6 protein-coding genes are annotated in these 8,110 nt (G+C 65.5%); 4 read left to right on the forward strand and 2 right to left on the reverse strand.

What is annotated here, in order from left to right; genetic code table 11:
* Positions 1-450: 450 nt before the first annotated feature.
* Entirely contained in the window at positions 451-642 is a 192-nt protein-coding gene (locus tag QOC69_RS21480; protein ID WP_353369450.1) for a helix-turn-helix domain-containing protein, read from the reverse strand.
* A gap of 352 nt (positions 643-994) precedes the next feature.
* Here QOC69_RS21480 and QOC69_RS21485 point away from each other — a divergent pair, with 352 nt between their 5' ends.
* Positions 995-1,183 (forward strand): transposase, encoded by a 189-nt coding sequence (locus tag QOC69_RS21485; RefSeq protein WP_526443336.1) that lies wholly within the window; start codon positions 995-997, stop codon positions 1,181-1,183.
* A 572-nt stretch (positions 1,184-1,755) separates the two neighbouring features.
* Here QOC69_RS21485 and QOC69_RS21490 read toward each other — a convergent pair.
* Positions 1,756-2,652: a hypothetical protein gene (locus QOC69_RS21490; protein WP_526443338.1), complete on the reverse strand. Its 897-nt coding sequence runs from the start codon at positions 2,650-2,652 to the stop codon at positions 1,756-1,758.
* A gap of 348 nt (positions 2,653-3,000) precedes the next feature.
* Here QOC69_RS21490 and QOC69_RS21495 point away from each other — a divergent pair, with 348 nt between their 5' ends.
* The 3 genes from QOC69_RS21495 (at position 3,001) to katG (ending at position 7,936) form a co-directional block, all read left to right on the forward strand.
* Positions 3,001-4,086: a dipeptidase gene (locus QOC69_RS21495; RefSeq protein ID WP_526443344.1), complete on the forward strand. Its 1,086-nt coding sequence runs from the start codon at positions 3,001-3,003 to the stop codon at positions 4,084-4,086.
* 199 nt (positions 4,087-4,285) lie between these two features.
* Positions 4,286-5,674, forward strand: coding sequence for a LytTR family DNA-binding domain-containing protein (locus tag QOC69_RS21500; RefSeq protein WP_526443340.1), 1,389 nt, complete (start codon positions 4,286-4,288; stop codon positions 5,672-5,674).
* 27 nt (positions 5,675-5,701) lie between these two features.
* Positions 5,702-7,936, forward strand: coding sequence for a catalase/peroxidase HPI (gene katG / locus QOC69_RS21505; RefSeq protein WP_526443342.1), 2,235 nt, complete (start codon positions 5,702-5,704; stop codon positions 7,934-7,936).
* Positions 7,937-8,110: the final 174 nt, after the last annotated feature.

Below are 8,110 nucleotides of genomic sequence, written 5' to 3' on the forward strand. Positions count from 1 at the left end.
CGCGGAAGCGTTCGACCTCGGCGAGCGTCCACGATTTGGAGGTTCCGGAGGTTTCGTCGATGATCGCGTCGGCGGGGCGCTCGACGAGTGCAATGACGTTGCGGGGCAAAGCACCCTGATCGACGAACGATTCAATGACCATTCCGAAGGTAGTCAGCGTGGAACGCACTGTAACTGGCTTGACGCCACGTGCGGGGACTGTGATCGAGCCGTTCTTCGCTGCCCTTTGGTGATCGGCTCCGCACGCCGTGTGCGCTTGGTCTGCTGAGGCGGCGGCTCATCCGGAACCGCAATGATGTCGACACCCACGTTAGTTCAGTTCCTCCCGGCGACAACGGGCGAACCGAGGATGGTCTGGGCGGTGATCATGTTTGTTCCACCCACTAGCAGCTCGGGTTGGCTCTCGCGCTCCGCTCGCGAGTTCAGCTGGCGCGCAGGCGAATCGATCACCTATGCGGCAACGAGTTCGCGCAGTGCGGCGGTAACGACGTAGACGCGGCCGCCGAGTCGCCGCGACGGCAGCTCGCCTGTGGCCACCAGCCGATAGGCAGATGCGCGACTGATTCCGAGGATCGCCGCAGCCCGGGGGACAGTAAGCAGCAGTGGTAGTTGGTCAAAGACTTTGTTCTCCAATTGTTTCACCCCCTATTGAGCTGAAATCGGATACGTTCGGGTCGACCGAGCGTGGCCGCATTTGAGGACTGCAGCGGGGGCAGAATGCCGCCGCCTCGGTTCCGTCGGGCAGTGTGGTGGTGATGGTCCGCGACTGATCGTCTTCGCACTCGCCGCACCAAGGCATGCCACGTCGGAGCAACGTGCTCGGTGGCGTTGGGAGCTCAGCAAGGCGCCGTGCAAGGACCGCGGCGGGGTAACCGCACTCCCTCTGGACTTCGTGACAGGTGAGCCATGAGACTCTGCGCGGTCCATCCCGAGCCCAGAGCGCGGTCAATTGCCGGTCGGTGACTGGCGCCGGTTTGGGCGAGCCCCGGCATTCATGGGATTCACCGGACTGGTGCCCACCGAGCGGTCCTCGGGCGAAACGATTCGCCGCGGGCATATCACCAAGGCCGGCAGCACTGTGGTGCGCACTCAGTCATCGAGTCAGTGTGGGCCTATCAACACCGGCCCTGGATTGGGCCGCGGCTGCGTCAACGCCAGCAGGACGTCCCCGCTGACACCGTGACGCGGTCCTGGGCGGCGTAGCTGCGGTTGTGTCGACGGTTCCGCACGCTGGCCGCTCGCAAGAACGTCAAATCGGTTATCGCCACTGCTATTGCCCGTGAGCTTGCCGGCTTTTGTTGGGCCGAAATGACTACCTGATCATGACCAACCAGCGCCACGACGATCGGAACGTGGCGACCGTTTACAAGCCCGTGACGCGTCGAAGCACCCGCCGTCGCAGGACCAAGACCCTCGTCCGTTTTATGGCGTCAGCGCGCGTCGCTGTCCCGACCCAGTAAGGGGCACCAGCCTGCGAATGACCTACTTGCTGGGCTCGATCCGCGTACATCAGAGTGGCGGTCTTCCGGTACACGCCGCTTCGACGCGTCACCCTTCACGCCCACGGCCCCCGCCCCCTCAGCGTGGTGGCAGCCATCTCATCGGCGTCAAGGCCGTTCGTCCTCGGGCTCACGCCCTGCGGGCGCTGCGCCTTGACCCCCGAGACGCTGCCACCGTTAAGCATGGACGGGGAACCGACACCTAAACCAGCCCCGCTCAATAACTTTCAATCACCACTTGACAGGCCGTTCCACATCAGAACGGTGGGGGCAGTGCGTCGCGGGCTCGGCAAGCATGGCTGTGGGCACGACCGGCCCACCGAGCGACACAGACGGGGTGGGTGTCGCGGCTACGCTCCCAGCACGATTTCCTGCCGCAAGCGCGTGGCCGCTGCGTAGCGGGGGTCGTGAGTGCGGATCCGAGGGGCGAAGATGCCGATGCGCCATAGCGATTCGCGTCGCTGAATACGTCGTTGACCTCGCGGAGACCGATTCCCCGCAACGCCTCGTATGCGCCGGCGCCGAGCAGGTCCCGCTCGTCCAATGCGTATAGCAGGCCTGCAGTCAATTTTTCGCTGAGACCGTGTGTGGCGCCGACGTCGGCGGCACGGCAGCCGTGAGACGGCACGGAGCCGCCCCTGACATACCCGACGTAGCCCCCCATGCCATTGGTCACCGCGATCATCGCGGGCCCGCACGCCATCAACCAGCGAACCGCATCGGCATGCCGCTCTCCGGGGCGCAGTGACTTGAGGTCGCCCTCACTCAGTGTGACGATGTCACTGCATCCGATCATCGACTCGATCGAGGTCAGGTCTGCCGGTGACAGGCGTCCCTTGGTGACCGCGGCGATGTTCAGGTCGTAGCTGATGGTGGCGGCGGTGCGGTCCCGCCTGGTCAGCATCGTCGCCGCCTCTGCGGCGTCCGGCCCTCGCACGACGGCACGCGACGATCTCACGTGCAGGTGGCTACGCCGACGATCCGGCCGAGTAGTGCACGCGGGCCGCAGGTCTGGTCGCTTGCCGTCATACGCCGACGGGAGGTCGCGCGCCGACAATGACGGGACGGCGATCACCGTGGCTCCGAGTCGTCGGAGACGACGAGAGACGTCGGTGTCGGTGTCGGCGTCGATCACAAATATCTCAGTTCCCATGAATCTTCCCAACTTCACTTCATCGGTGTGACCCCCAGCACACCAGTGACCCAGTTCCGCCGACATCGACCCAACGGGTGATCGGGGGGGTGGGTTTACCGCGGAGTGGTGAGCGTCGCCCCCGCGACCATGCGCGCGGGTGAGCCGCCGTAGGTCCGGCTCCCGACCGACTGGCTCGGCCACGAAAGGTTCTCAGATGCCGTCGAGTGGCACCCCAGCTCGGGCGAGCGGTCGTTGGCCCGCTTTCGTTTGAAACGGAACGGCTGAACCGTAAGGTGACGGCGGTCACGTTCGATGGGAAACGTGCGCGTGGACCAAGCCCCAACGGTCGGAGGAGATGTGACGACGATGCTGATCGACGGTCACAACGATCTCGCGTGGGCGATGCGCCGGGAGTACGACGCCGACCTGGACGCCGTCGACCTGACTGAGGTGGTGCCCGACCTGCACACGGACCTGAAGCGACTTGAGGCCGGCGGCGTTACTGGGCAATTCTGGTCGGTGTACGTGTCCCCTGAGCTTTTCGCCGGTCCCTCGGCAGTGACCGCCACGCTGGAGCAGATCGACTTCGTGCGGCGCCTCGTGGCTCGCTACCCCGACCGACTGATGCTTGCGACGACCGCGGACGAGGTTTCGGCGTCGGGCGACCGGATCGCATCGCTGTTGGGCATGGAGGGTGGCCACTGCATCGACGGATCGCTAGCGGTCCTGCGCATGATGCGCGCGTTGGGGGTGCGCTACCTCACCTTGACCCACAACAAGAACGTGCCATGGGCCGACGCGGCGACCGACGACCCTGTGCTGCACGGATTGTCGGAGTTCGGTGAGGACGTCGTGCGTGAGATGAACCGGCTCGGAATGCTTGTCGATCTCTCGCACGTGTCTGCTGACGTCATGCGGCACGCGCTGCGGGTGACCGCCGCGCCTGCGATCTTCAGCCACTCCTCCGCCCGTGCGGTGTGCGACCACCCACGCAACGTGCCCGACGACGTCCTGGCGACATTGGCGCAGAACGACGGCGTGTGCATGGTGACGTTCCTGCCCGCGTTCGTCTCACCGGCGGTCGCCCGTTGGCACGCGGAGGCAAAGGCGGAGGCTCGACGCCGTGGCATCCAGAAGGGCGATCCGGCGTACGACGCACTGATGATTGGGCTGGCCGAGCGGTCGCCACCGCCCGTCGCAACGTTGACGCAAGTCGTGGCACACATCGAGCACGTGCGTGCGGTCGCCGGCGTGGACCATGTCGGCATCGGGGGTGACTACATGGGGGGCGAGGGGATGCCCGAGGGACTGGAGGATGTGTCGGGGTATCCGCGGCTCTTCGCCGCCCTCGCCGACCGCGGCTGGTCCAGGGCCGACGTGGCCAAGCTCGCCGGCGAGAACACCCTCCGCGTGCTCAGAGCAGCCGAGGACGTCGCCGGCCCGGCTGGCTAACGTCGCGGCGTGACTTAGCCGGGAACGCCGGTCATTTCGTAAACCGTCCGTGGGTCCTTTGCTCGAAACAATCACAATCGAGGAGGTATATGATCCACGTCACGCAATGCACCAGGGCTCGTAGGGGCATGGCCCGGAGTGTCCACTCGGGCATCCATGGGTTCGTCAACACAAGTCCAGCACGCAAAGGTGGACCCCGATGTCAAGCGCGCAGCTAAAACCGATATCCCGCGACGCGAATCAGCCTGCGTTGTATGACGCTTGGGAACGCTTCGTACAGGGGGATGACGACGTCCGCGGCGTGCGGCCCGAAGTGGCGATCTCCTGGCAACGGTGTCGGGATCAGTACCGCGTCGACCCGTTCCTGTCCGAAGCGCCTGCGGCGGTCACGGAGGTCGACCATTCGCTCGAACACGATGTCGTCTTCGCGGAACTGGGTTTTCGTGCCGCAGCCATGGTCCACGAGGTGTCCAAATTCGGCATCGTGATAATCGCCGACGCCAACGGCAGGGTCCTGGCCGAGTGGGGCGACAAGGCCACCCTTACCGTCGCCGCCGGGAGCGGCCTCGCGCCGTGGTTCTGCTGGTCGGAGAGCGCGGTGGGCACGAACGGCATTGGCACCGCCATGGGAACCCGAAACCCCCTGGTGATCAAGCGGGAAGAACACTGGTGCCAGGCCTTCCACGAATGGACCTGCGCAGGCGTCGCGGTGCGGCACGTGGTGAGCAAGGAACCGATCGCGAGCCTGAACATCTCGAGTTTGCGCAGTGACATGCCAGCGGCCGCGAGCGCATGGCTGGCGAACGCCGCCGCGCACACCCAGAGCAAATTGCGCAATTGCGCCCGCGACGGCGGCGCCGAACTGCTCGGCGCGTACAACCACGCCCGGGCACGGTCGACTGATGCACTGGCCGCCGTCGACACCGGGGGCAAGGTAGTGATCGCCGATGAAACGGCGAGCGTGCCGCTCGGTGTGCCGAGCAACACCCCGGCAGTCGACCCGGCAGTGCGCTGGAATCCGAAGCTCCCGGCATTCATCGACGCCGTCCGGTACGCCAGCAAGCAGGCGAGTCACAACCCCGATTGGATCGGCTCGACACAGATCTTCACCCACCTCGCTGACGAACCTTCGCCGATCGCAATTCGCCCGGTGTTCCGGTACGGCAATCTGGTCGGACACCTGATCTCCTTCGGTGTCTCCGACGGCGAGCAGTTGCCGCGGGCCGAAGCAGGCGCGTACGCCGAGGAACAACCCCGTCGAGTGGTCGGTGTCCGGGGGAACCGGATGGTGCTGCTGCGGGCGCCAGAAGTCTTGTTCGCCGAATCGGATGGCAACGAGGTATGGCTGTCCACGGACCAGGGCAGGCTGCGGGCCGCCTCGCCCGGCCTGGACAAGCTCGACAACGAACTGGCCAACGCCGGATTCCTGCGGGTACATCGCCGACACATCGTGAACCTGAACCGTATTCGGGAGGTCGAACGTCGAGACAAGGGCGAGCTGGTTCTGGTCATGGACGATCACGACAACACGATGGTGCCGGTGTCCCGGCGGAACGTGCGCGCGGTGCGCTGTGCGCTCGGTATCTGAGGCTTAGAGAGCCCGGAAGGAAGGCCAATGCCCGAGAGCCCTGACGCTTACGTCAACAGGACCTACGACCAGACCGTGTGCGTGCGCGGGTCGCTCAAGCGGCGCAATCACCCCGCGGCAAGGAGGGACCAACTCGATTGGCCCAGCCGGCTCAACCTGAAGGCCCTGGCTCGGCCCTGCTGTGCGGCCAATCCGTTGGACGAGGACTTCGACTACGCCAAAGAGTTCCTGTCCATCGATCTCGACGAGTTGGCACGCGATGTTGACCAGGTGCTGACGACCTCGCAAGACTGGTGGCCCGCCGACTTTGGTCATTACGGACCGCTCGTGCTGCGGATGGCCTGGCACAGCGCCGGCACCTACCGCGTCGGTGACGGCCGGGGCGGCCCCAGCGCGGGGATGCTGCGCTTCGCCCCCTTGAACGGATTTCCAGACAACCGCAACCTGGACAAGGCGCGCCGGCTGCTGTGGCCGGTGAAGAAGAAGTATGGCCTCAAGATCTCCTGGTCCGACCTGATGGTCTTCGCGGGCAATCGCGCGCTGGAGTCGATGGGGTTCAAGTCGTTCGGGTTCGCAGGCGGCCGGGTGGACGTGTGGGAGCCCGACGAGACCTACTGGGGCCCGGAGAGCACGTGGCTCGCGGACGAACGACACAGCGGGGTAAGGGATCTGGACGAACCCCTGGCGGCCACCGAGATGGGACTGATCTACGTCGACCCGCAGGGACCGGCCACGGTGCCCGACCCGTTGGCCTCCGCGCGCGACATCCGTCAGACGTTCCGCCGGATGGGGATGAACGACGAGGAGACTGTCGCGCTGATCGCGGGCGGGCACACGTTCGGCAAATCCCACGGACGGGCCGACCCCGGCGGCTGCCTCGGTCCCGAACCCGAAGGCGCACCGCTGGAGGCAACTGGCCTGGGCTGGGCGAACAGTTTCGGCACTGGCAACGGCGCCGACACCGTCACCAGTGGGCTCGAAGGGATCTGGACGTCCACGCCGACCAAGTGGGACAACAGTTTCCTCGAGACACTGTTCGCCTATGAGTGGGAAGTGGCGCTCAGCCCTACCGGGATGTGGCAGTGGGTCCCGCGCGACGGTGCCGGGGCCGGCACGGTTCCAGACGCCCACGACCCGTCCAAGACCCATGCCCCGACGATGCTCACCACGGATCTCGCGTTGCAGGAAGATCGAACGTACAGAGCGATCGCGCTGCGCTTCCTCGAGAATCCGGACCAGCTTGCGGACGCGTTCGCGCGGGCGTGGTTCAAGCTCACGCACATCGACATGGGCCCGATCCAGCGTTACTTGGGACCACTGGTCCCGTCCGAACGAATGATCTGGCAGCACCCGGTGCCAGAAGTCGATCACGAGCTCGCTGATGCCGACGACATCGTCGCGCTCAAGTGTCAGATCCTCGAGTCGGGCCTGTCGGTATCGCAACTCGTCTCCACGGCGTGGGCTTCGGCTTCGACGTTCCGAAACAGTGACAAGCGCGGCGGGGCGAATGGGGCGCGCATCTGTCTCGAACCGCAGCGGAACTGGGAGGTCAACGAGCCTGAGACCCTGGTGACCGTCCTGGGCACACTGGAGCAGATCCGCCAGAGGTTCAACGATTCCCATCGCGGGGGCAAGAAGATCTCGCTGGCCGATCTGATCGTGCTCGGTGGGTGCGCCGCGATCGAACATGCCGCCGCCAAGACCGGTCACGACATCGAAGTCCCCTGCCGGCAGGGGCGTACGGACGCGACACAGGAGTGGACCGATGTCGAGTGGTTCTCCGCGCTCGAGCCCACCGCGGATGCATTCCGCAACTACGTCGGCAAGGGCAACCGGCTGCCGCCGGAACACCTGCTCGTCGACCGCGCGAGTCAGTTGACCCTGAGCGCCCCCGAGATGACAGTGCTGCTCGGTGGGCTGCGCGTGCTCGGCGCCAACCACGGCCAGTCCCCTTTGGGCGAGTTCACCTCGACACCGGGCACGCTGACCAACGAATTCTTCGTCAGCTTGCTCGACATGGATATCGAGTGGGCACCGAGGTCGGACACCGCCGCCTCGACAGCAGTCTACGAGGGCCGCGACCGACACACCGGCGAGGTCAAGTGGCTCGCCAGTCGCGTCGACCTCGCTTTCGCGGCCGACTCCGTGCTGCGCGCAATCTCGGAGGTCTACGCGAGCGAGGACGCCGAGGAGAAGTTCATACGCGACTTCGTGTCCGCGTGGGACAAGGTGATGAATCTCGACTTGTTCGACCTGCCCTGACCCATTGGTCCGCCCGGGCGGACTTTCTCGTCGACGGTGGATTCTTTCGTTTCGGAACTCCGCCATATTCGCTGCGGAACACCGACGGCGTCGCCGGAGAATAGCGGATTGGTCCGGCGCGCGATCCTGCAATGGTCGAGTGAGGCAATTTGCCAAATCCGGCGGGCTCATCGC

The organism is Mycobacterium sp., assembly GCF_032162105.1.
In the GTDB taxonomy this organism is placed as follows: Bacteria; Actinomycetota; Actinomycetes; order Mycobacteriales; family Mycobacteriaceae; genus Mycobacterium.